At 60.8% G+C, this 21,099-nt stretch carries 18 protein-coding genes and 1 pseudogene; 12 read left to right on the top strand and 7 right to left on the bottom strand.

Features of this window, described 5'->3' with window-relative positions; genetic code table 11:
* Nucleotides 1–64: 64 nt before the first annotated feature.
* A complete protein-coding gene (yihA, locus tag BG841_RS04285; protein WP_070056521.1) occupies nt 65–697 on the bottom strand; it encodes a ribosome biogenesis GTP-binding protein YihA/YsxC in 633 nt (210 codons plus the stop codon).
* A gap of 173 nt (nt 698–870) precedes the next feature.
* Here yihA and BG841_RS04280 point away from each other — a divergent pair, with 173 nt between their 5' ends.
* The 3 genes from BG841_RS04280 to BG841_RS04270 all read left to right on the top strand — a co-directional run bounded on the left by BG841_RS04280 (nt 871) and on the right by BG841_RS04270 (nt 3,236).
* Complete coding sequence (locus BG841_RS04280) at nt 871–1,479, top strand: c-type cytochrome (RefSeq protein WP_070056520.1); 609 nt, start codon at nt 871–873, stop codon at nt 1,477–1,479.
* 199 nt (nt 1,480–1,678) lie between these two features.
* Nucleotides 1,679–2,317 carry a thiol:disulfide interchange protein DsbA/DsbL gene (locus BG841_RS04275; RefSeq protein WP_070056519.1) on the top strand — a complete coding sequence of 213 codons (639 nt, stop codon included), beginning with the start codon at nt 1,679–1,681 and terminating at the stop codon, nt 2,315–2,317.
* 58 nt (nt 2,318–2,375) lie between these two features.
* Nucleotides 2,376–3,236, top strand: coding sequence for an endonuclease/exonuclease/phosphatase family protein (locus BG841_RS04270; protein ID WP_070056518.1), 861 nt, complete (start codon nt 2,376–2,378; stop codon nt 3,234–3,236).
* A gap of 59 nt (nt 3,237–3,295) precedes the next feature.
* Here the strand turns inward: BG841_RS04270 and rpmG are convergent, their stop codons facing one another.
* The 3 genes from rpmG to radC all read right to left on the bottom strand — a co-directional run bounded on the left by rpmG (nt 3,296) and on the right by radC (nt 4,534).
* On the bottom strand, nt 3,296–3,451 hold the full coding sequence (gene rpmG, locus BG841_RS04265) for a 50S ribosomal protein L33 (RefSeq protein WP_070056517.1): 156 nt from the start codon (nt 3,449–3,451) through the stop codon (nt 3,296–3,298).
* Between the two features lie 11 nt (nt 3,452–3,462).
* A complete protein-coding gene (gene rpmB / locus BG841_RS04260; RefSeq protein WP_070056516.1) occupies nt 3,463–3,699 on the bottom strand; it encodes a 50S ribosomal protein L28 in 237 nt (78 codons plus the stop codon).
* 160 nt (nt 3,700–3,859) lie between these two features.
* Entirely contained in the window at nt 3,860–4,534 is a 675-nt protein-coding gene (gene radC, locus BG841_RS04255) for a RadC family protein (RefSeq protein WP_070056515.1), read from the bottom strand.
* A gap of 161 nt (nt 4,535–4,695) precedes the next feature.
* On the opposite strand from radC, the gene coaBC reads away from it, so the two are divergent.
* The 7 genes and pseudogenes from coaBC (at nt 4,696) to argA (ending at nt 13,846) form a co-directional block, all read left to right on the top strand.
* Nucleotides 4,696–5,949, top strand: a complete 1,254-nt coding sequence (coaBC, locus tag BG841_RS04250; protein WP_083260172.1) for a bifunctional phosphopantothenoylcysteine decarboxylase/phosphopantothenate--cysteine ligase CoaBC — start codon at nt 4,696–4,698, stop codon at nt 5,947–5,949.
* Nucleotides 5,946–6,407, top strand: a complete 462-nt coding sequence (gene dut / locus BG841_RS04245; RefSeq protein ID WP_070056514.1) for a dUTP diphosphatase — start codon at nt 5,946–5,948, stop codon at nt 6,405–6,407. Before coaBC ends, dut begins: the two co-directional genes overlap by 4 nt.
* A gap of 57 nt (nt 6,408–6,464) precedes the next feature.
* Nucleotides 6,465–9,069 (top strand): annotated as a pseudogene (locus BG841_RS17690) (phosphomannomutase/phosphoglucomutase).
* Nucleotides 9,070–9,100: 31 nt separating this feature from the next.
* A complete protein-coding gene (gene argB / locus BG841_RS04235; protein ID WP_070056513.1) occupies nt 9,101–9,997 on the top strand; it encodes an acetylglutamate kinase in 897 nt (298 codons plus the stop codon).
* A 46-nt stretch (nt 9,998–10,043) separates the two neighbouring features.
* Nucleotides 10,044–11,288, top strand: a complete 1,245-nt coding sequence (locus tag BG841_RS04230) for an acetylornithine deacetylase (protein ID WP_070056512.1) — start codon at nt 10,044–10,046, stop codon at nt 11,286–11,288.
* A 29-nt stretch (nt 11,289–11,317) separates the two neighbouring features.
* On the top strand, nt 11,318–12,505 hold the full coding sequence (gene argE / locus BG841_RS04225; protein WP_070056511.1) for an acetylornithine deacetylase: 1,188 nt from the start codon (nt 11,318–11,320) through the stop codon (nt 12,503–12,505).
* Between the two features lie 30 nt (nt 12,506–12,535).
* A complete protein-coding gene (argA, locus tag BG841_RS04220) occupies nt 12,536–13,846 on the top strand; it encodes an amino-acid N-acetyltransferase (RefSeq protein ID WP_070056510.1) in 1,311 nt (436 codons plus the stop codon).
* Here the strand turns inward: argA and BG841_RS04215 are convergent.
* Nucleotides 13,817–14,866 (bottom strand): aminopeptidase, encoded by a 1,050-nt coding sequence (locus BG841_RS04215; RefSeq protein ID WP_228141595.1) that lies wholly within the window; start codon nt 14,864–14,866, stop codon nt 13,817–13,819. The two genes, argA and BG841_RS04215, sit on opposite strands and share 30 nt — an antisense overlap.
* 129 nt (nt 14,867–14,995) lie before the next feature.
* On the opposite strand from BG841_RS04215, the gene BG841_RS04210 reads away from it, so the two are divergent.
* Entirely contained in the window at nt 14,996–18,757 is a 3,762-nt protein-coding gene (locus BG841_RS04210) for a DUF1631 family protein (protein ID WP_070056508.1), read from the top strand.
* A 14-nt stretch (nt 18,758–18,771) separates the two neighbouring features.
* Here BG841_RS04210 and speD read toward each other — a convergent pair whose 3' ends face one another.
* Both speD and BG841_RS04200 read right to left on the bottom strand, forming a co-directional pair.
* Nucleotides 18,772–19,563: an adenosylmethionine decarboxylase gene (gene speD, locus BG841_RS04205; RefSeq protein WP_070056507.1), complete on the bottom strand. Its 792-nt coding sequence runs from the start codon at nt 19,561–19,563 to the stop codon at nt 18,772–18,774.
* A 194-nt stretch (nt 19,564–19,757) separates the two neighbouring features.
* On the bottom strand, nt 19,758–20,180 hold the full coding sequence (locus tag BG841_RS04200; RefSeq protein WP_070056506.1) for an OsmC family protein: 423 nt from the start codon (nt 20,178–20,180) through the stop codon (nt 19,758–19,760).
* Between the two features lie 261 nt (nt 20,181–20,441).
* Between BG841_RS04200 and crp the strand changes: the two genes are divergently transcribed.
* Nucleotides 20,442–21,083 (top strand): cAMP-activated global transcriptional regulator CRP, encoded by a 642-nt coding sequence (crp, locus tag BG841_RS04195; RefSeq protein ID WP_070056505.1) that lies wholly within the window; start codon nt 20,442–20,444, stop codon nt 21,081–21,083.
* Nucleotides 21,084–21,099: the final 16 nt, after the last annotated feature.

Here is a 21,099-nt window from a genome sequence, read left to right as displayed (position 1 = left end):
TCGTCGCAAACCCTGACGATTTGCCGGCCGAAAGTCTTCCGCTGCCGGCTTTTTTTGTGGCGGTTCAGCCCGCTTCCGGGTGTTGCTCCAGCCAGTGGTTCAAACCCTGCCGGCATTCGTCCACGCCCTGTTTGGAGGTGGCTGAAAACATGATCACATGTTGGACGAAGTTATAGGGTTTCAGTTTGGCGCGAATACCCAGCAGGGCGGTTTTGGCCTGGCCGAATTTCAGCTTGTCCGCTTTGGTCGCCAGAACCATCAACGGTAACTGGTTGTGCTCACACCAGGACACCATCATCTGATCAAAATCCGTCAACGGGTGACGGATATCCATCACCAGCACCAGGCCGCGCAAGCTGCGCCGCTGGGACAGGTACTGGTCCAGATGCCGCTGCCAGTCGTCTTTCATGTCACGGGACACCCGGGCGTAACCGTAGCCGGGCAGGTCAACCAGACGGCGTTGGGGACGGTTCAGCGAAAAAAAGTTGATCAGGCGGGTCCGGCCGGGGGTCTTGCTGGTGCGCGCCAGCTTGCCGATGGCGGTGATGCTGTTGATGGCGCTGGATTTTCCGGCATTCGAACGGCCGGCAAAGGCCACTTCGGTGCCAGTGTCTTCGGGACATTCCTGCAGTTTGGAGGCGCTGATCAGGAAGCGGGCGCTGTTAAAAGAAATTGGTTTGGGCTGCGATTCATCCATCACGGAATATGGTTTTCCTATTGGATTTCAGTTGTCAGGGATTAATGTATAATGCTACACCAAATCCGGGCAGCGCGCGCTGTGTGTTGCTGCTCTCAGCCTCGGTTTGAGCCTCCTCGGCCTGTGCCAGCCGGCTGCATACGAACAACGTTTATGAATAGAGCGGAGCGAGCATGAAGAAATTGATCGCAGGAGTGGTTCTGGGCGTCAGCTTGACAGCTTTGGCGCATGGAGCAGGAGACCCTGCAGCTGGTGAGCAGAACGCGGCAACGTGTGCGGCCTGCCATGGCCCGGGGGGCGCACAGCCCATCATGGGTAATTACCCCAAACTGGCGGGCCTGGGTGAGGCCTATCTGGCCGCCCAGTTGCGGCTCATAAAAAGCGGTGAGCGCGCGGTTCCCGAAATGACCGGCCAGCTCGACAACTTTGATGAGCAGGATCTGCAAAACCTGGCAGCTTATTTCAACCAGCAGCCCGCCGGCGGTGGTCAGGCCAACCCGGACCTGGTGACCCGGGGGCAGGCCCTGTACCGCGGTGGTAACATGGCCTCCGGTGTGCCGGCCTGTGCGGCCTGCCACAACCCTCAGGGCAAAGGCAACGAGCCGGCCGGCTATCCGCGTCTGAGCGGTCAGAATGCCGATTACGTGGCCAAGCAGTTAAAAGCCTATCGGGATGGCACCCGTGGCGGCGGCAACAACGCCCAGCTGATGACCGATGTGGCGTCACGCCTGACCGATGCCGAAATCGAAGCGGTCGCCAGTTACGTGAGCGGACTGCACTGAGCGGCCGCACGCGCTGGCTGATCCCGTCAAACCCTGCTTCGGCAGGGTTTTTTGTTTTCTGGCAAAGTGTGGCACTGTGGGGCGCGACTGTTCATAATCATGGGCTTGTACATCGAACTTTTTGTCTGATCGGCAGTCCCAAGCGGTCGACGGGGCCCTCGGGGCCTAACCAGAGACGTAATACCATCGGAGCAACAGTATGAAGAGTGTGGCTAGGGCAGTAGTGACAACGGTGCTGACCGCGTTTTTTGCGGTCTCAGCGCTGGCAGCGTCTTACGAAGAGGGGCGCCACTATGAAACATTGAGCAATCCTTTGAGAACGGAAACCCCGGGCAAGATCGAAGTGGTCGAGGCCTTCTGGTACGGCTGTCCGCACTGTTACACCTTCAAGCCGCTGATCGAGTCGTGGGAGCAGGGGCTGGCAGACGATGTGGCCTTCAGCATGCTGCCGGCCGCGCTGGGGCGCTCCTGGGAGCCCCATGCGCGTGCGTTCGTCACCCTCGAGGCGCTGGGTCAGCTGGATAAGGCCCACGATGCCCTGTTTACCGCGCTGGCGAGCGAGCGCCGGCCGCTCAATACCCCGGAAGCCCTGGCCGATTTCGTGGCCCGGCATGGCGTGGATGCCCGGGAGTTTCTGGACACCTACAATAGTTTCGGGGTGAACGCCAAATACCAGCAAGCTCAGGCAAAGCTTCGCGGGGCGCGGATCAGTGGCGTGCCCACCATGCTGGTCAATGGCAAATACAAGGTCAGCGCCAGCACCGCCGGCGGTCATGAGCAAGTACTGAAGGTGGTGGATTACCTCATCGAAAAAGAGCGGGCCGCTGCGGCTCGGTAACCCGGGGGGTGAACGGCCGGTGAGCGCCCCGGTGCAGGGGTGACGGGGGAGCGCTTTTATGTACAAGCGAATTCGCAAGCAATTGGCGCAACGGCAGGGGGGCGACTCGAAACGCCGGGGCGCCTGCTCCGGTGTGGAGCATGTGCCGGTCTTTGAGCCTCAGCGCCATATCCGCTTGCTGACCTTCAACATTCAGGTGGGGATCAGTACCTCGGCTTACCGGCATTACGTCACCCGCAGCTGGCAGCATTTTTTTCCGCACCGCAACCGCATTGAAAATCTCGACCGCATTGCCAGTCTGCTCAGTGGTTACGATGTGGTGGCGCTGCAGGAATGCGATGGCGGCAGTTTGCGCAGTAATTACATCAATCAGGTGCAGTACCTGGCCGAGGCGGCGGGGATTCCCTATTGGCATCAGCAGCTTAATCGCAATTTGGGCCCTATGGCGCAGCACAGCAACGGGCTGTTGAGCCGTTTTCGTCCGCTGGACGTGACCGAGCACCGGCTGCCGGGCCTGATTCCCGGACGCGGCGCCATTGTGGCCCGCTACGGTTCACCGGAGGACCCGCTGGTGCTGGTGATCATGCATTTGTCGCTGAGCAAATCCGCGCAGGAGCGTCAGTTAGGCTATATCCAGTCGCTGATCGCAGCTTATCGCCACGTGGTGCTGATGGGTGACATGAACACCCACGCCGAGCACCTGCTGGAACAGACGCCGTTAAAGCACAGCAATTTGATTCCATTGCCCGCCTCTGCGCACAGTTTTCCCAGCTGGCGTCCGGAAAAGGCATTGGATCATATTCTGGTGAGTCCGAGCCTGCAGATCCGTAATTCCGGAGTGGTGAGCTATCCGATGTCGGACCACTTGCCAATCGCGATGGACGTTGCCTTGCCGGAAGGGTATCTGGAAACGTTCTGACGATTTTGGAGCACAAAAAAACCCGGCCAGGTGCCGGGTTTTTTTGTGCAAGATCGGTGTTACTTGATCTTGGCTTCTTTGTACGCAACGTGCTTGCGAACCACCGGATCGTACTTGCTCAGTTCGATTTTTTCGGGGGTGTTACGCTTGTTCTTCATGGTCGTGTAAAAGTGACCAGTGCCTGCTGTTGAGACCAGCTTGATTTTTTCGCGCATGATACGGCTCCTTATACTTTCTCGCCGCGGGCACGAATGTCGGCCAGAACAGCGTCAATACCTTTTTTATCGATGATGCGCATGCCTTTGGTGGACGTGCGCAGCCTGACGAAGCGTTTTTCAGATTCAACCCAAAAGCGCTTGCTTTGCAGGTTGGGCAGAAAACGACGACGGGTGTGGTTCATCGCGTGGGAAACATTGTTACCGGTAATCGGACGCTTACCCGTTACCTGACAAACTCTGGACATAATTGCCTCCGACCTGAGCAGTGGTCTTAAATATTCAAATTCATTTAATTGCGTCTCTGGGTGCGTGCTACATGCCAGATGCCGCCAGAAAGGGAGGCTTTTATACCAGAACCGCGAGGGCAACGCAAAAAAAATTGTTGAGATTTTGCCCAGGTTTTTTTCACATCAACCCTCGCTCCGCCAGCGACACAACGTCTCCGTGGCCGACCACCAGATGATCCAGAACCCGGATGTCAACCAAACCGAGCGCGTCTTGCAGGCGCTCGGTCAGCGCAATATCGGCCTGGCTGGGCTCGGCCACCCCCGAGGGATGATTGTGAGCAAAAATAACCGCTGCTGCGTTGTACTCAAGCGCCTGCCGCACCACTTCACGGGGATAAACCGCCGCGCCGTCTATGGTACCACGAAATAGTTCCTGGTATTGAATGATACGGTGGCGGTTATCGAGAAAGAGTCCGGCAAATACTTCGTGGGGGTAGGTGCCCAGCCGGCTCCGCAGGTAAGCCCGGGTGTCGTCCGGAGAGGTCAGCGGTTCGCCCTGGCGCATGGGTTCGTCCATCACCCGGCGCGCCATTTCCATGGCCGCCTGCAGTTGGGCGTATTTGGCGGTGCCCAGACCGCGCACACTGCAAAAGCGCTGCCGGGACGCGGTCATCAGGCTGCGCAGGCCACCGAAGGTGTCCACCAGGTGGCGGGCCAGGGCCAGCACCGGCGTACCGCGTGTGCCGGTGCGCAGAAAGATGGCGAGCAATTCGGCATCGGAAAGGGATTGGGCGCCGTGGGCCAGCAGGCGTTCCCGGGGACGTTCGTCCAGCGGCCAGTGGTTCTCAGACATTGTTGAATCCTTTCAATAAACTATCAGGGTATTGGTTCGTGTGTCCTACACTGAACTCAGGGGTGTTACGCGCAAAGCGGGCTGTCGGCCGATTGCGAGCAATGCTATCGTATCAGCTTTTGTTTCGGGGCGTGTCTGTGTTGACTGGTAAGGAATCAAGTATGGCGCAACAATCCATCCTCCTCGGCATTACCGGAGGTATTGCCGCCTATAAAAGTGCCGAACTGGTGCGGTTGCTGAAAAAGGCCGGGCATCAGGTGCGGGTGGTGATGACCGCGGGTGCCGAAGCCTTTGTGCGGCCGATGACGTTCCAGGCACTGAGTGGTGAAGCGGTCCGCACCTCTTTGTTGGACCCGGAAGCAGAGCTGGGCATGGGGCACATCGAGTTGGCAAAATGGGCGGATACCATTCTGGTGGCGCCGGCATCCGCCGACTTTATCGCCCGGCTGGCTCACGGCATGGCCGACGATCTGTTGACGACCGTGTGCAGCGCCACCGAGGCCCCGATAGTGCTGGCACCCGCAATGAACCAGGCCATGTGGCGCAATGGCCGTACGCAACGCAATATCGGACTGCTGCAGGCCGACCCCCAGATCAGCATCTGGGGGCCGGATGCCGGTGAGCAAGCCTGTGGCGACACCGGCCCCGGACGCATGCTGGAACCCGAGGAACTGTTTGCCCGCCTGACCGGCGGGGCGAACCGCGGGGCACTCGCCGGTCGCCGGGTGGTGATTACTGCGGGCCCGACCCGGGAAGCGATTGATCCGGTGCGTTACATCACCAACCACAGTTCGGGTAAAATGGGGTATGCGCTGGCAGAGGCTGCCCGGGAGGCCGGCGCAGCGGTGGAGTTGATCAGCGGGCCGGTGAGTCTGAGCGCCCCCTTCGGGGTGCGGGTACGCCCGGTGGTGACCGCCGCAGACATGCTGGCGACCTCGATGGCCGCGGTCGACACCGGCTGCGATATCTTCATTGCCAGCGCCGCGGTGGCGGATTACCGACCGGCCACCTGCGCCGGTCAGAAAATCAAGAAGTCGGCCGATGACATGACCCTCGCCCTGACCCGCAACCCGGATACCCTGGCCACGGTCGCGGCGCGCCCCGATGCTCCGTTTACGGTGGGGTTTGCCGCTGAGACCAACGATGTGGCCAGGTACGCCATTGCGAAAATGCAGCAGAAACACCTCCGCATGATCATCGCCAACGACGTGTCCCAGCCGGGACTGGGTTTCAACAGCGATGACAACGCGGTGACCGCCTTCTGGGCCGATGGCCAGCAGACCTTTGCGGCGGCGGCCAAGCGGGAACTGGCCGGGCACCTTATCGACCTGATTGCGGCGCAGTACGCCAGGAATACCCCCGGCGCCGGCCGGGCGACCACAGACGAATCGACTAGCAACGAGGAAGATGCATGACCAGGCAAAAGTTTCAGGTGCGGGTACTGGATCCGCGTATCGGCGACAGCATTCCGTTCCCCGAGTATGCCACCGGGGGGGCCGCCGGACTTGATTTGCGGGCCTGTCTGGACGCACCTCTGACCCTGGCGCCGGGCGCGACCGAGCTGTTGAAAACCGGCTTGTCGCTCCATATTGGCGATCCGTCTCTGGCCGCCATGATCTTGCCCCGCAGCGGGTTGGGCCATAAGCACGGCATAGTATTGGGCAATCTGGTCGGCCTGATCGATTCCGATTACCAGGGGGAGCTGATGGTGTCCTGCTGGAATCGCGGCGATACGGCGTTCACCGTGGAGGTGGGTGAGCGCATTGCCCAGCTGGTACTGGTGCCGGTGGTGCAGGCCGATTTCGAAATCGTGGACAGCTTCACTGCCAGCGACCGGGCTGAGGGTGGGTTTGGTTCCACCGGCACCCACTGATCGGGCTTTGAACGTTCAGGTATCGAAAAAAAGACTAACCGTCCTGTAGGGTTAACTATGAAACTGGGCAAAAAGAAAAAACAGAACGATGCGCCCCAGCAGGCTGAGTCCAAGACGCCGGCGTTGAAACAATTGACCGGGGTGGCGCTGTTGCAGTCCCTCGTGGTGGTGATGGCCGGGGCGGTGGCAGCGGCATTGATGCTGGTGATCGTGGTGCAGCCCGCCACTGAAACTCAGGCGCAGCAACAAATCCACCAGGCGGCGGCACAATCCCGGTTCCGGGTGGAGCAGCAGCTGACCTTGCTGGAAGACCTGTTGGCCGGCGTGGCCGCGCAACCCGCAGTCGTGGACGGGTTGCAGGATCCGGCTCTGCGCAAGGAGCTGGAGTCCGGGCTGACCGATCTGTTGCCCGGCATGCGTCAGGTGGCGCTGGTGCCGTATGGCGAGGTTCCACGCACGGCGGACAACGCGGCCGGGCTGGGCTTCGCCAGCCTGGAACTGCTGCGCCGTGCTGAGACCGGGCATCAGGTGCACGCGGACGCATTCCCCCGCGACGGGCAATGGTTTGTGCAGCTGGCAGCGCCGGTGCGCCATCCCGCCACCGAGGCCCTGGTCGGCAGTATGCTGTGGGTGCTCGATGGAAATCTGCTGATGCGCCTGCTGACCCATGAGGATGCCGGAGCCGCACGGCTTGCTCTGGTGCAAACCGTTGCCGGGAACGCCAATACCCTGGCCAGTTTCGGTACGGGGGGCGGGGCGCCCGTCGTGTTGGAGCTGAGCACACCTAATTGGGCGCTGCATTACGCCCCGAGCCCGACCACCACGCCTGCGCTCAATACGGTGTGGATGATTGCGCTGATCGTCGGTTCGTCGCTGCTGGCGGCGGTGTTGGTGTGGGTTTTGTCTGCCGGTGCCCAGAAGGCGTTGCGCAGGGAAGCGAGCGCCCTGACTCAGTGGGCGCACAAAGCGTTCTCCGGAGAGCGCGCCACACTGCCACAATTGCATTGGGGCCTGATGGCATCGCTGGGCGAGGTGTTGCAGCGCCTGGCTCAGGTTGCCGACAAACGGGCGGAAAGAGTGATGGCTGCGCCGCTTGGTGCGGCAGCGTCAGCGGCCGCCCGGGGGCCCGGCAGCCTCGAGGAACCCATGTTTCAGGAGAGCGATCTGCTCGGCATCGACATGCTGGACGGCGACGATGACGTACTCGGCCTCGACGATGAGCCGTCGCCCGGCGAGTTAACAGCAGCGGCGGCTCCCGATGCACCGGCGACACCGGCTCCGGTGGTCGCGGAGGTGGCCGCTGATATATTCCGCGCTTACGATATCCGCGGCATTGTGGACGAGACCCTCACAACCGAAACGGTCGAACTGATCGGTCGGGCGGTGGGCAGCGAGGCGTTGGCGCGGGGACTCGACACCTTGTGCGTCGGGTGGGACGGGCGTCATTCCAGTCCGCAGTTGGCGGCGGCCCTGTCCCGGGGGGTTGATGGCCACCGGTTGCCATGTCATCAAGGTGGGCGCGGTGCCCACGCCGGTATTGTATTTTTCCACCCACCATCTCGACACCGGTTCCGGCGTGATGGTGACCGGCAGCCACAACCCGGCCAACTATAATGGCCTGAAAATGATGCTCGGCGGCGAGACCCTGTCCGGTGACGCCATTCAACAATTGCTGCAGCGCATCCAGGCGCAGGATTTTGTCAGCGGTCAGGGGAACCTGTCCGACGCCGACGTTCGCCGGGCCTATCTCGATCGCATTGTCGGTGACATAGCGGTGGCCACGTCCCTGAAGGTGGTGGTGGATGCGGGCAATGGCATTGCCGGCGAACTCGGTCCCATCTTGATGGAAGAATTGGGGTGTGAGGTCGTCCCGCTGTTCTGTGAAGTGGATGGCGATTTCCCCAACCACCACCCGGACCCGGGCAAACCGGAGAATTTGGACGCACTGATTGCGAAAGTACAGTCAGAGCAGGCCGATCTGGGGCTGGCGTTTGACGGCGATGGCGATCGTCTGGGGGTGGTGACCAACAGCGGCCAGATTATCTGGCCTGATCGTCTGCTGATGCTGTTTGCCCGCGATGTGGTGTCCCGCAACCCCGGAGCCGACGTCATCTACGATGTGAAGTGCAGTCGCCGGTTGGCCGGGGTTATCAGCGAGGCGGGCGGTCGCCCCATCATGTGGAAAACCGGGCACTCATTGATGAAGGCCAAAATGCGTGAAACCGGAGCCCTGCTGGCGGGCGAAATGAGTGGGCACGTGTTTTTCCAGGAGCGCTGGTACGGTTTTGACGATGGCCTCTATACGGCGGCGCGGTTGCTCGAGATACTGGGCATTGAAGACCGGCGCAGCGACGAGGTGTTTGCGGACTTCCCGGACGACATCAGCACGCCGGAGCTGACGGTGGAGGTGACCGAAGCCACCAAATTCGGGCTGGTGAACGCTCTGATGACCCACGGGGAATTCGGTGAAGGCAATGTCACCACCATCGATGGCGTGCGCGTTGATTACCCCGACGGTTGGGGGTTGTGCCGCGCGTCCAACACCACACCGGTGCTGGTGTTGCGGTTCGAAGCCGAGACGGCGGACGCACTGGAGCGGATCAAGACCGTGTTCCGGACAGAATTAAACAAGGTCGCCCCCGATGTGGTGGTGGGCTTCTGAATATGACGAGATCTTAAACAAGGCGCATTGCATGACACTGAAACGCGAAACAGCAATCCAGGTAGCCGAAGTACTGAGCCAGGGATTGCCCTATATACAGCGATTTACCGGCAAAACCGTGGTCATCAAGTACGGTGGCAACGCGATGGAAAACGAGGACCTGAAAAGCAGCTTTGCCCGGGATGTGGTGCTGATGAAGCTGGTCGGCATCAATCCCATAGTGGTGCACGGCGGCGGTCCGCAAATCGGCGAGTTGCTGGAGCGGCTGCAGATCCAGTCCCGGTTTGTCGATGGCATGCGGGTGACCGACGCTGCCACTATGGATGTGGTGGAAATGGTACTGGGCGGACAGGTGAATAAACAGATAGTCTCGCTGATCAACCGTCACGGTGGCATGGCCGTAGGCCTGACCGGCAAAGACGCCAATCTGATCCGGGCGCGCAAATTGCAGGTGTCCAGCCCTGCGGCGGCGGTGCAGCCTACCGAGATCGTGGACATTGGCCATGTGGGTGAGGTGGCGAGTGTGAACGTGGAGGCCATTGACATGCTGACCCGGAGCAATGTGATTCCGGTGATTGCGCCGATTGGCGTCGGTGCCAACGGTGAATCCTATAACATCAATGCGGATCTGGTGGCGGGGAAGGTCGCGGAGGCCGTACAGGCAGAAAAACTGATTCTCCTGACCAACGTGTCCGGGCTCAAGAGCAAGGCCGGCGAGGTGCTGACCGGACTGACCGCCAGGCAGGTCAATGAACTGATTGACGACGGCACCATCCACGGCGGTATGCTGCCGAAAATCCATTGTGCGCTCAGCGCGGTGGAAGAGGGTGTGCGTACCGCGCATATTATTGATGGCCGCGTCGCCCACGCCTGTTTGCTGGAAATCTTTACCGATGAGGGTGTGGGTACGCTGATTTCCCGGAACTGATCGCTGGGTCTGACGTGTTCAAGGGGCGGGTGCGCTGGAGACGGGTATGAGGAAACTGTTGTCTACCTTGTTGGTTTGGGGGCTGATTGCGTACGCCGCGTTCAAGGGGGGCGTGTGGTGGCTTGCCGACCGGGGGCTTGAAGAGGCTCGTCTGGCGCTGGCGTCCGAGGGGGTGCTGGCGCGTGGCACCATCGGTTCCAGCGTGGCTGGGGGGCTGACCTTGAGCGCCCCCAGCTACCAGCCGTTCCGTCTGACTCAGGCCTTCCACGCCGACCGGCTGACCTACACCACGGACAGCCCGCTCGCCCTGTTAATGGCCCTGTGGCAGCCGCACAAATTGCCCGCTTCCTGGCACCTGGAAGCCATGGGCGCCAGCCTTCAACTCGATGCTGCGATGTTTCGCAATTGGGTGACCGCCACGGACAGTGAAGCGCCCAACCTGTTTGCCCCCGTGTGTGGCCCCGACCACCGCCAGCGTCTGGGCAGTGGCGATCTGGTGCGCCTGGGGATCACCGAAATCACCGGAGAGGCCATACTGGCGCAAACGCCCGCCGGTCTGCACGCCGAGCTCAGTACCGCCGGCAGTGGCAGCATCGAGCTTGACTGGCCGGGGGCACGACTGTCCCTGCCGGGGTTTGCCGAGCTGCAGGTCAGCTCCGCACAGCCGCTGACGCTGACCTTGCGGGATGGCGGCGTGATGCGCAAGGTTGCCGCCTATTGCGCCCGTGAATCCGGGGTGGCGGTGAACGAGTGGACCCGGATTGTGATGGACGCTTTCAGAGAGGGTTTGCAGAACAGCGGCTATGCTCCGAGTGAGCAATTGCAGGCGCTCTATCGGCAGTGGCTCACTGAAGGGGGCGAGGTGGTCGTGCAGTTGCGCCCGCAGGCGCTGCTTTACGGTGTGGCCGTCGCCCCTGCGGCGGAAGACGGGGTGGAGTGGCCGGTCAGTTATAACGGGGCCCGGGTGCCCGGGGTGTTCTTGCGGAGTATCGAGCCAACCTTGCAAGCCACTCCGGCGGAGGCGCGGGAACCGGTGGTGATGGCGGCCGCCGCTGCCTCCGGAGAGGGTCCGGGCTGGGTGGCGGCGGAGCCCGGCCAGGCCGCGCACTGGGCCGGCTATCGGGTCAGGGTTACCCTCAGCAGTGGTCGGGTTGCGGTGGGTCGGCTGGAGACGGTGACCGAGACCCACCTTGAGGTAGCGCGCATGGTTGACGGCGGAGAAGTGACTTACCCGTTGGCGATCAGAGCGGTTACCGGGTTCGAAGTGTGGCGGCGTAATCACCGCCTCTAGTCAGCAAGCCTTGTCAGGGAGAGCGACACATGCCAGCCAGTCAGAGGTCCAGACAACTGCCACCGGGGATCCGTGAAATGATGACCCGGCTGATCAGCATCCCGTCCATCAGCAGTGCATCGGCGACCTGGGATCAAAGCAACGAGCCGGTGGTGCATGCCCTGGCGGAGTGGCTGGAGCCCATGGGGTTCCAGATTGACATCATGCCGGTACCCGGGGTCGCCGGGAAATTCAACCTGTTGGCCACGCTCGGGCAGGGCACCGGGGGGCTGGTGTTATCCGGGCACACCGATACGGTACCCTACGATGAGCAACGCTGGCACAGCGACCCGTTCACGTTGACCGAGCGGGACGATCGCTGGTACGGCCTGGGCACCTGCGACATGAAGGGGTTCTTTGCGGTTGCGATTGAAGCCGCCAAAGTATTTGTGGATCAACCCCTGCAGCAGCCGCTGATTATTCTGGCCACCGCCGATGAAGAAAGTTCCATGAGTGGCGCCCAGGCGCTTGCCGCAGCCGGGCGGCCACAGGCGCGCTACGCGGTCATTGGCGAGCCGACCGGGTTGAGACCGGTGCGCATGCACAAGGGCATCATGATGGAGCGCCTGGTGTTCGAGGGGCAGTCCGGCCATTCCTCCGATCCCGCGCTCGGGCGAAATGCTCTGGAGGGCATGCACGAAGCGATCGGTGAACTGCTGGGGTTGCGCAGGCATTGGCAGGAGCGGTACCGGAATCCGGGGTTTGCCGTGCAGGTCCCCACCCTGAATCTGGGGTGTATTCACGGGGGGGATAACCCCAACCGGATCTGTGCCCGGTGTGAATTGCAGTTTGATCTGCGCCCCCTGCCCGGTATGGATATGGCGGAGCTGCGCCGGCAGATTCTGGAGCGCGTGCAACCCATTGCCCATTCACGTGCGCTGGCGTTAACCTTCGAGCCCCTCTTTGAGGGGGTACCGCCTTTTGAAACCCCCGCACACGCCGAACTGGTGAGGGTGTGCGAAACGTTGACCGGGCACCCCGCGCAGGCGGTCGCCTTTGCAACGGAAGCGCCCTGGTTGCAACAGTTGGGGCTCGAAACCCTGGTGATGGGCCCCGGGTCCATCGATCAGGCGCACCAGCCCGATGAGTATCTGGCGCTGTCCCAGCTGCAGCCGGCGGTCGCTATCCTCCGGCAGCTGATCGAGCGGTTCTGTGTGCACGGTGGTGTGTCCCGGTAAACTTAACGACCTGTTGAACGGAGAGAGTATTTGAAATCCACCGACTGGCTTCATGGCTTCCGCCATTCATCACCGTACATCAACGCCCACCGCGGGCGCACGGTGGTGCTGACCCTGAGCGGTGAGGCAATCGCCGACGCCAATTTCATCAATATCATTCATGATATTACCCTGCTCAGCAGCCTCGGGGTGCGTCTGGTGGTCAGTTTTGGCGCGCGCCCACAGATCCAGCAACGGCTGGAAAGTGCGGGGCAACACTCGCAGCTGGAACGGGGTGTGCGGGTGACCACCGAGGAGCATCTGCCACTGGTGCTCGAAGCGGTCGGGGCATTGCGGGCGCACCTCGAAAGCCAGCTGTCCATGGGGCTCATCAACTCGCCCATGCACAACGCCCGGATTCGCGTCAGCAGCGGTAACTTTGTCACCGCCAAACCCGTTGGTGTCCTCGGCGGAATCGATTTCGGCTATACCGGCCGGGTCCGTCGCGTGGATGTCCAGGGTATCGACAGCTTGCTGGCACTTGGCCATATCGTGTTGCTGCCACCCCAGGGCTACTCGCCCACCGGGGACGCCTTCAACCTGAGCCATGAGGATGTGGGCAGTCAGGTCGCCGCGGCACTGCAGGCGGAAAAGCTGATCGTTTACACGCCCCACGCCGGGGTGCTGAATTCCGAAGGCCATCTCATCCGGGAACTGTCGGTACGGGAAGCCCGGCAAAAATTACGGGACCCCGCCCTGCCGCTGCAGGACGTTGAACGGTTGCGGGCCGCCTGTGAGGCCTGTGAGCGCGGGGTAAGGCGTACTCATATCATCAGCTTTGCCGAGGATGGCGCACTGCTGGAAGAGCTGTTCACCCGTGACGGGGCTGGCACCCTGGTCAGCGGAGACACCTACGAACAACTGCGATCCGCACGCGCCGAAGACATCGGCGGCATCGTCGAATTGATTCAGCCGCTGGAAGAACAAGGCATTCTGGTGCGCCGATCCCGGGAGTTGCTGGAAACCGAGATCAACCGGTTCGTGGTCGCCGAGCGTGACGGCACCATAGTCGGCTGTGCGGCTCTTTACCCTTACCCGGAAGAACAGGCGGGGGAGCTGTCGTGTTTTGCCGTGGATTCGGCATACCGGCGGGCCGGGCGGGGGGATGAGATCCTCAGCTGGGTGGAGCAACTGGCGATCAAACAGGGTATCCAGCGGCTGTTTGTGCTGACCACCCAGACCGAGCACTGGTTCCGGGAACGCGGCTTCCAGCCGTCCACCGTGCAGGCGCTGCCGGGTCCAAAACTGGCGGAGTACAACCCCCAGCGCAATTCAAAGGTATTCGTGAAAACCCTTGGCTAAGTCTTGTAACCGCGCGCGGCGCGAGGCCTCTGGCTGTTGCGCCAGCCCCCGGACTGCCTGGTAAAACGCCTCAAAATCGTAGTGGTGTTGCTGCAGCAAACGCCGGAAACCCGGCACGTACTGATGGTACTGCCGGAACAGGGCAAGGTGGGCGTTGTTCAGGGTGGTGGGGTCGCTGCCCAGGGGCCCGGGCCGGTTCCAGATGCGCACCAGCGCCAGATACTCCCGGCGCAGTTGCTCGAACACCGCTGTTTTTTGCGCCCGCATCGCTTCCTTCGGAAGATCGGTGCGGGCGTACAGACTGGCCAATTCGCGACTTGCCGCGGTCACCAGGGCCTGGGTTTGTGAGCGCTGTTGCTGGCCTTCCTGGGCGCGCTGAAAATCCTCGCTGCGGCCCTGCTCAGCAAGCCACAGTCGCAGCCCTTCAAGTTCCACCGCGGTGGCAAAGCTCTCGTTGAACGCGGTGTCGCCCGCAACATACACCACCTTGTGGCTGAGTTCGTGGAATATCAGCGCGGCCATCCGCTCGTCCGGCAAGCGGGTAAAACCGCTGTGCAGGGGGTCATTGAACCAGCCCAGCGTGGAATAGGCGGTGACCCCGGCAACCACCGTATCAAAACCTTGCTGCTGCCACCGCCGGGCTTCCTGACGGGCGTCGCCGGCATCAAAGTAACCGCGATAGGACTGGCAGCCGATGAGCGGGTAACACCACCGATGCGGGGTGAGCGCAAATTCCGGTACGGCGACCACATTGACGACGACATGATTCCGGTCGAGTGACGCGTACTGGCTGAAGGTGTTGCCTACCGGCAGGGCCAACCGGTCGCCGGCGAAGGATTTGATGGCAAGCGCTTGCCGGAGTTGCTGCTTGAGCCCGGGGGGCACCCCGGGGTCGGCCAGCAGGTTGGACACCGGCTCGGCGGAGCGCATCAGCGACCATTGTCCGGCCAGGGCCTGGCTGTAGTAAGCGGTGGTGGCACAGGCACTCAGGGCGCACACCAGTAGTAAAACATGACACATGCATATAAGCTGTCGCATAGTCATTATGCGCTTTGTTTACGTGTGGAGTACCACTGTAGCCGCTATACTCCGCTGTATAAAATGGAATTGTGTTCATTTGGTAAGTATCAGCGAACATTAGGGTTGTTCATGGAATCGAAGGATCGTCGTGCCAGTGTCCGCCAGCCAATCGAGCTCGAAGCCCTGATAGGGCTGCATGAGCAAAGATTATTTCCCTGTCAAATCACGGACTTTTGCGCCGAAGGTCTGTTCATTCAGTATCCCCGCGAAACGGAACAGCAGCTGGCGGTAGCGCTGGAACACCACGATGGCACACCGCTGCGGGTGAGTTTTCGCACCGCAGCCCAACAGGCTCCGTATGAGCTGGATGTCAGGGTGGCACGCCGGGTGGCCGGGGCCATCGGGGTGGCGTTTGCCCGCCCGAATACCGCCGCCATCGCCGCCATGCTCCAGTTGTGCGGTGCCGAGGGAGGGGTGGGTAAGTCGGCGCTCACACCGCCGGACGATCGGGTGCAGTTTGTGCTGCACCAGTGTGCAAAGACCATAGTCCAACATCTGGAACCGCTGATGGCGCAGTGTTTGACGGCGATGGTAAGTGCGCTGGAGGAGGCCGCACAGCGCGCCACCAGCGATCAGCAGGCCGCCGACTACATGGACTCGTCCGGACAGCTCAAGGTTCGGGGAAAACTGATCTGGCAGCAGATGGCCGCGACCCTGGAGTCACCCCTCAAACCTGCCCGCAAGCCGATTCCGGAAATCGAGCTGTCGCTGGTGGAAAAAAACGAGTTTGAAGACTGGCTGACCATTCGGGTGATGGTCACCAAGGCCGATACACTGTATCGCGGTGATTTGCTGAAACTGAAGTTACGGCTGGACAAACTGGGCGTCAACAACACCACCGGCCACCAGAATCCGCTGGGACCGGCGTTAATCTGCGATGCGTTCCACGCCGGACTGGGTCACCTGCAGCCGAGCCGCAATGTGGCCAAGGTGTGCCTGAAAACCTTCGAGACGGACGTGCTGCTCCATCTGGAGCCCCTGTTTCACGAGCTGAATCAAATTCTGATCCGCCAGGGGGTGCTGCCGGATCTTGATCTGAGTCGTTATCTCAGTCAGCGTAACCTGCAGAAAGATAAAGAAAAAACCGAGAGTCCGGAACCGGGCACGACTGCCGAGGAGGCCGCGCCGCCGCCCCAGTCCACCACCCCGTCCCGTCGCGCCGAACCGGCGCCCCCGCCCCCGCCGCCGGAGGCGACCCCGGCCGCCAGATTCGACCGTTACAGTCAGGCCGCGCAGTCGGCTTTCGCCACCGTGAGTAACCTGCTCGATACCCTGGCAGCCAGTCGCGCCGCAGCGGGGGACGCACCGTCCCCGGAATTTCCGGCCGATGCGACCCCGCTGTCTGCGGGCGAACTGCAGCGGGAATTGCAGCAGTTGCAGACCGAGCCCGTCGCCGAAGCCGACACGGTGACATTGAAAGAACGGGTTGTCAGCAAGATAAAAGCCAATCCCGAACAGCGTCTGGACGATGAACACCACAGCACGGTTGATGTGGTGGACCGGTTTTTCAACAGTGTCAATGCCAGCCCGCGTCTGAGCGCAGTGGCGCAGCGGCAATTACGACATCTTGAAGTACCCGTCCTCAAGGTGGTCATCAGGGATCCGGGCTTTTTTGATGACAGCGACAGCCCGGTGCGTGGGGTGATGAACCGAATTGCGCAGCTGAGTGCGAAGGACGCCCGTGAAAATCCGGTGCTGCAGCGCCGGGTGGACGAACTGATCGAACGAATCGTCAATGACTTCGAACAGGACACGGCGGTGTTCGAAAAGGCCGTGACCGAGCTGGATGTGCTGGTTGAGCGTCAGCAGCGCATCTATCGGCGCAACGTTGAGCGGGTCACGGCGGCGGCCGAGGGTGCACAGAAGGTGGCCGACTCCAAAGCGGCGGTGGCCACCGAACTGGATCGGCGGCTGGCTGGACGGCGGGTGCCCAAGGCGGTTGTCAGCCTGCTGAACGCCGGCTGGCGCGATCTGCTGTCGCTGACCTGGATCCGCCAGGGGCCCGACAGTGAACTCTGGCTTGATTATCTGACCGTGATCGATTCCTTGCTGGCCTTCGGCGACGATCCCCAGGTGGAACTGGATCTCGCCGCGCTGCTGGTCCTTATTCAGAACGGGCTGGCGTCGATCTCCAGCAATAATATGCCGCCCGCCCCGATCCGTGATGAGCTGAAGGCGTTTCTGGTGCGCACCGCCCCGGAACAAGTGGAGACCGTCGAGGTTCCGCCGTCCCGGCCCGCTGAGGCAGAAGAGCGGAGCGCGGCCACCGCCAGAGAACAACGCAGCCTGCAACGATGGTGTAAGCGGGCCCGACAATTGCGCACCGGCGACTGGCTGCGTGATCAGCAGAACCCGGACCAGCCGCAGTACATGCGCCTGGTCTGGATTGCCAGGGAGTTCAGCCGGTTTGTATTCGTCAACCATCAAGGTATGCGAGTCGTGGAACACCCCCTGAACGAGCTGGCCCGACAAATGCGTGCCGGGATCATTGTTCCCGACAGTCACTACGATCAGCCCTTAGTGGATGCCAGCATCGACCACATGGTGCGCAAGGCCTACGACCAGTTATCCTGGGCGTCGACTCACGACGACTTGACGCGGCTGTTGGGACGGCGCGAGTTTGAGCGCACTTTGGAACAGCAGTTGAGTCGCCACGAAGATGAACGCGTACTGGTGCGGCTGGACCTGCGCCAGTTTCGCTTGCTGAACGATACCGCCGGCTACCAGGCCGGGGATGACATGCTCAAAGCCGTCGCCGAGACGCTGCGCGATCAGGTTCCGGACGGCATGCCAATTGCGCGTCTGGGCGGTAACGAATTCGGGTTTCTGCTTCCGGCCGAAGATGCCCAGCGCGCGGTCGCCGACGTGATCCACACCGTTGAGGCGATGGCACCGGAGTACGAGGGGCGCCGTTATCGACTGTCCGCCAGCGCAGGCGTCGCACCCATGTTGCCGGCGCTGACCAGCGCCGAGCGCTGGCTGCGGGCCTCGGAATCGGCCTGCAAAGATGCCAAACAGCTGGGCAATGGCCGGGTGGTGGTGTATTCGCTGACTGAAGGGGATCAGGCCCGTCAGGAGCAGATTACCCAAAAAGTGGCGACTCTGGGGGGGCTCGATGACGAGCGCATGTTGTTGCGCTGTCAGAAGATAATACCCTTGCATGCCAAAACACTGATGTCGGCGCAGCTGGAAATACTGATCAGCATGTATGACGATGCGGGTACCTTGATTACCGGCCGTGATTTTATCCGCATGGCGGAGCGCTACAACCGGATTCAGGCGGTGGATCGTTGGGTGGTCGGCCACATGCTGGACTGGTTGCGGGCTCAGGAGGGTGGCCCCAACGAAGCCTACGGGGTGTGCATCAATCTGTCGGGCTACTCACTGAACGACGAGTCCTTGCTGGAGTTTATTCACGCCCGGCTGAGCGAGAACCATGCCCCTCTCGATCGCTTGTGGTTTGAAATTACCGAAACCGCAGCGATTAACGACCTGCCCGGCGTGGCCGGGTTTATTGCCGAGATGAAGGCGCAGGGATGCCGGTTCTGTCTGGGTAATTTTGGCAGCGGCCCCACCTCATTCGAATACATGCGCACGCTGCCGGTTGATCTGATCAAGCTGGACGGTGCCTTTGTACGCCAGCTGGACAGCAGCGATACCGACCGTGCGATGGTGCGCTCGATGGTGGACATGGCCCATTACATGGGGCGGGAAGTGATCGCCACCCAGGTGGAGTCCCGGGAGGTGCTCGATGTGCTCACCCAGCTGGGCGTGGATTACGCCCAGGGGTTCGCCATCGAAAGACCGCGCCAGCTCAGCACCCTGGGCTGAGCTGATCGGGCCCCTCAGGTCACGTTGCGCGAGTAGAAGATTTCCAGCATTTCACGCCGCAGACGCTCTTCGATGGAGCGCGCCTGGACCGGATCCAGATCGCTCGCACTCATCCCGAACACGTAGTTGTCCAGATTGAAATCTTTGAGCATCATTTTGGTGTGGAACAGGTTCTCCTGATAGACGTTGACGTCAATCATCTTGTAGGCGTTCTGGGTATCCTCGGTCAGATAGTTCTGAATCGAGTTGATGTCGTGGTCGATGTAATGCTTGGTGCCGTCTACATCGCGGGTAAAGCCGCGGACGCGGTAATCGACGGTGACCACATCCGAATCAAAGCTGTGAATCAGATAGTTCAGCACTTTCAGGGGTGAAATCAGGCCGCAGGTAGACACGTCAATGTCCGCCCTGAAGGTGCTGATGCCTTCATGGGGGTGGCTCTCGGGGTAGGTGTGCACGGTGACGTGACTCTTGTCGAGGTGGGCGACGATGGTATCAGGCAGCGGTCCGGGTGACTCTTCATTGTTCGCCTGCTCTTCGGTCAGCTCGTGTTCGGCAATCAGCATGGTGACCGAGGCACCATGGGGATCGTAGTCCTGGCGGGCAATGTTGAGGATATTGGCGCCAATGATCTTTACCACATCCGACAGAATCTGGGTGAGGCGCTCGGCATTGTACATTTCATCGATGTAATCGATGTACGCTTTCCGCTGCTCTTCCGTTTGGGCAAAGCAGATATCGTAGATATTGAAGCTCAATGATTTGGTCAGATTATTGAAGCCGTGTAATTGCAGCTTGGATTCCATGCTCAGCCCCCCAGACGTTGGAGATGAATAATTAGGATGTAAGCGGGCCGGATTGGTTATCTTTTACCCAGTCCGGCAAAAAGGGTGCGTATTATGCACACCGTCATAGCCGTTGAACAGAGCTGTGCGACACATTTTCATCCCCTCGGCCGGCTCCTCACTCACCCGGTCCCGGCCTCCCCGCATCCGCGCCGTCAATCAGCCGGGTGGAGCTCGTAACTGTGGCTGATCTCGACCCCGCCCTGCTGGAGCATGATGGACGCGGAACAGTATTTTTCCGCCGACAGGTTCACCGCCCGTTTGACCAGATTTTCTTTCAGGGCGTGGCCTGTAATGGTGAAATGCAGGTGGATTTTTGTAAACACCGCCGGGATGGCGTCGGCGCGTTCCGCGCTGAGTGCCACTGTGCAATCGGTCACGTTTTGGCGACTTTTTTGCAAAATGCTCATCACGTCAAAGGCGGAGCAGCCCCCCAGTCCCATGAGCACCATCTCCATGGGGCGCGGCCCGAGGTTCTGCCCGCCATGGTCGGGGGGGCCGTCAAGCTGCACACTGTGCCCTGAGCCGCTGGTTGTTTTGAAGCTGGCGTTGCCAGTCCAGGTTACGGATGCTTTCATGTTGGTTCTCACTCCAGGTCCCAAAGCCTGGGATGCTAGCATAATTGGGGTGGAGGGCCGATCTTTGTCCCGTTCAGCGGTGGGTGTGAATTTGCCCATTCCAGGGGTTCTTGTTATAAGTTGCGGTGTTATTGCACATCTATGTATTTTCGGTAATAAAATAAACTCGAAGGGTCCATGCGGCCCAAAAGCCCGCACCACAAGCCGGGTTATTATAATAACACTGGTACCTGCCAGTATTACGGAGGCGTGTCACGCACTATGGCAACTATCGTCAAGCCGGTTGATCAACAGAGCAAGTATCTGGATTCATTCCTTTCCGAATGTCACCGCAGGCGCTACCCGGCAAAAAGCACCATCATTTATGCCGGCGACAAGAGCGACTCATTGTTCTATATCGTCAAGGGATCGGTGACCGTGGTCATCGAAGACGACGACGGTCGTGAAATGATCATGACCTACCTCAACACCGGGGATTTTTTCGGTGAAATGGGGTTGTTTGATGAAATGGATTCCCGCAGCGCCTGGGTGAGGGCCAAGACGGAATGCGAAGTAGCCGAAATCAGCTACGCCAAATTTCGCGAAGTTGCTCAGCAAGACCCGAAGATTCTGTATTTCCTCGGCAAACAGATGGCCACGCGGCTGCGCCAGACCACCCGAAAGGTGGGAGATCTGGCGTTTCTGGATGTCACCGGACGGGTGGCAAGAACCCTGCTGGATCTGTGCAAAGAGCCGGACGCAATGACCCACCCTGACGGTATGCAAATCAAGATTACCCGCCAGGAAATAGGTCGTATCGTCGGCTGCTCCCGGGAAATGGTCGGGCGCGTGCTCAAAACCCTCGAAGAGCAGGGGCTGGTGCACGTGAAAGGCAAGACCATGGTGGTCTACGGCACCCGCTAGTCAGGCACACCCCCCC

The organism is Marinobacter sp. X15-166B, assembly GCF_001752365.1.
Taxonomy (GTDB): Bacteria; Pseudomonadota; Gammaproteobacteria; order Pseudomonadales; family Oleiphilaceae; genus Marinobacter.
This window is presented reverse-complemented; position numbering and strand designations above follow the sequence as displayed.

What these genes read in the sequence shown, in the direction of transcription:
- yihA (WP_070056521.1), bottom strand. Translation starts at nt 697, where the DNA reads ATGGATGAATCGCAGCCCAAACCAATTTCTTTTAACAGCGCCCGCTTC.
- BG841_RS04280 (WP_070056520.1), top strand. Translation starts at nt 871, where the DNA reads ATGAAGAAATTGATCGCAGGAGTGGTTCTGGGCGTCAGCTTGACAGCT.
- BG841_RS04275 (WP_070056519.1), top strand. Translation starts at nt 1,679, where the DNA reads ATGAAGAGTGTGGCTAGGGCAGTAGTGACAACGGTGCTGACCGCGTTT.
- BG841_RS04270 (WP_070056518.1), top strand. Translation starts at nt 2,376, where the DNA reads ATGTACAAGCGAATTCGCAAGCAATTGGCGCAACGGCAGGGGGGCGAC.
- rpmG (WP_070056517.1), bottom strand. Translation starts at nt 3,451, where the DNA reads ATGCGCGAAAAAATCAAGCTGGTCTCAACAGCAGGCACTGGTCACTTT.
- rpmB (WP_070056516.1), bottom strand. Translation starts at nt 3,699, where the DNA reads ATGTCCAGAGTTTGTCAGGTAACGGGTAAGCGTCCGATTACCGGTAAC.
- radC (WP_070056515.1), bottom strand. Translation starts at nt 4,534, where the DNA reads ATGTCTGAGAACCACTGGCCGCTGGACGAACGTCCCCGGGAACGCCTG.
- coaBC (WP_083260172.1), top strand. Translation starts at nt 4,696, where the DNA reads ATGGCGCAACAATCCATCCTCCTCGGCATTACCGGAGGTATTGCCGCC.
- dut (WP_070056514.1), top strand. Translation starts at nt 5,946, where the DNA reads ATGACCAGGCAAAAGTTTCAGGTGCGGGTACTGGATCCGCGTATCGGC.
- argB (WP_070056513.1), top strand. Translation starts at nt 9,101, where the DNA reads ATGACACTGAAACGCGAAACAGCAATCCAGGTAGCCGAAGTACTGAGC.
- BG841_RS04230 (WP_070056512.1), top strand. Translation starts at nt 10,044, where the DNA reads ATGAGGAAACTGTTGTCTACCTTGTTGGTTTGGGGGCTGATTGCGTAC.
- argE (WP_070056511.1), top strand. Translation starts at nt 11,318, where the DNA reads ATGCCAGCCAGTCAGAGGTCCAGACAACTGCCACCGGGGATCCGTGAA.
- BG841_RS04215 (WP_228141595.1), bottom strand. Translation starts at nt 14,866, where the DNA reads ATGTGTCATGTTTTACTACTGGTGTGCGCCCTGAGTGCCTGTGCCACC.
- BG841_RS04210 (WP_070056508.1), top strand. Translation starts at nt 14,996, where the DNA reads ATGGAATCGAAGGATCGTCGTGCCAGTGTCCGCCAGCCAATCGAGCTC.
- speD (WP_070056507.1), bottom strand. Translation starts at nt 19,563, where the DNA reads ATGGAATCCAAGCTGCAATTACACGGCTTCAATAATCTGACCAAATCA.
- BG841_RS04200 (WP_070056506.1), bottom strand. Translation starts at nt 20,180, where the DNA reads ATGAAAGCATCCGTAACCTGGACTGGCAACGCCAGCTTCAAAACAACC.
- crp (WP_070056505.1), top strand. Translation starts at nt 20,442, where the DNA reads ATGGCAACTATCGTCAAGCCGGTTGATCAACAGAGCAAGTATCTGGAT.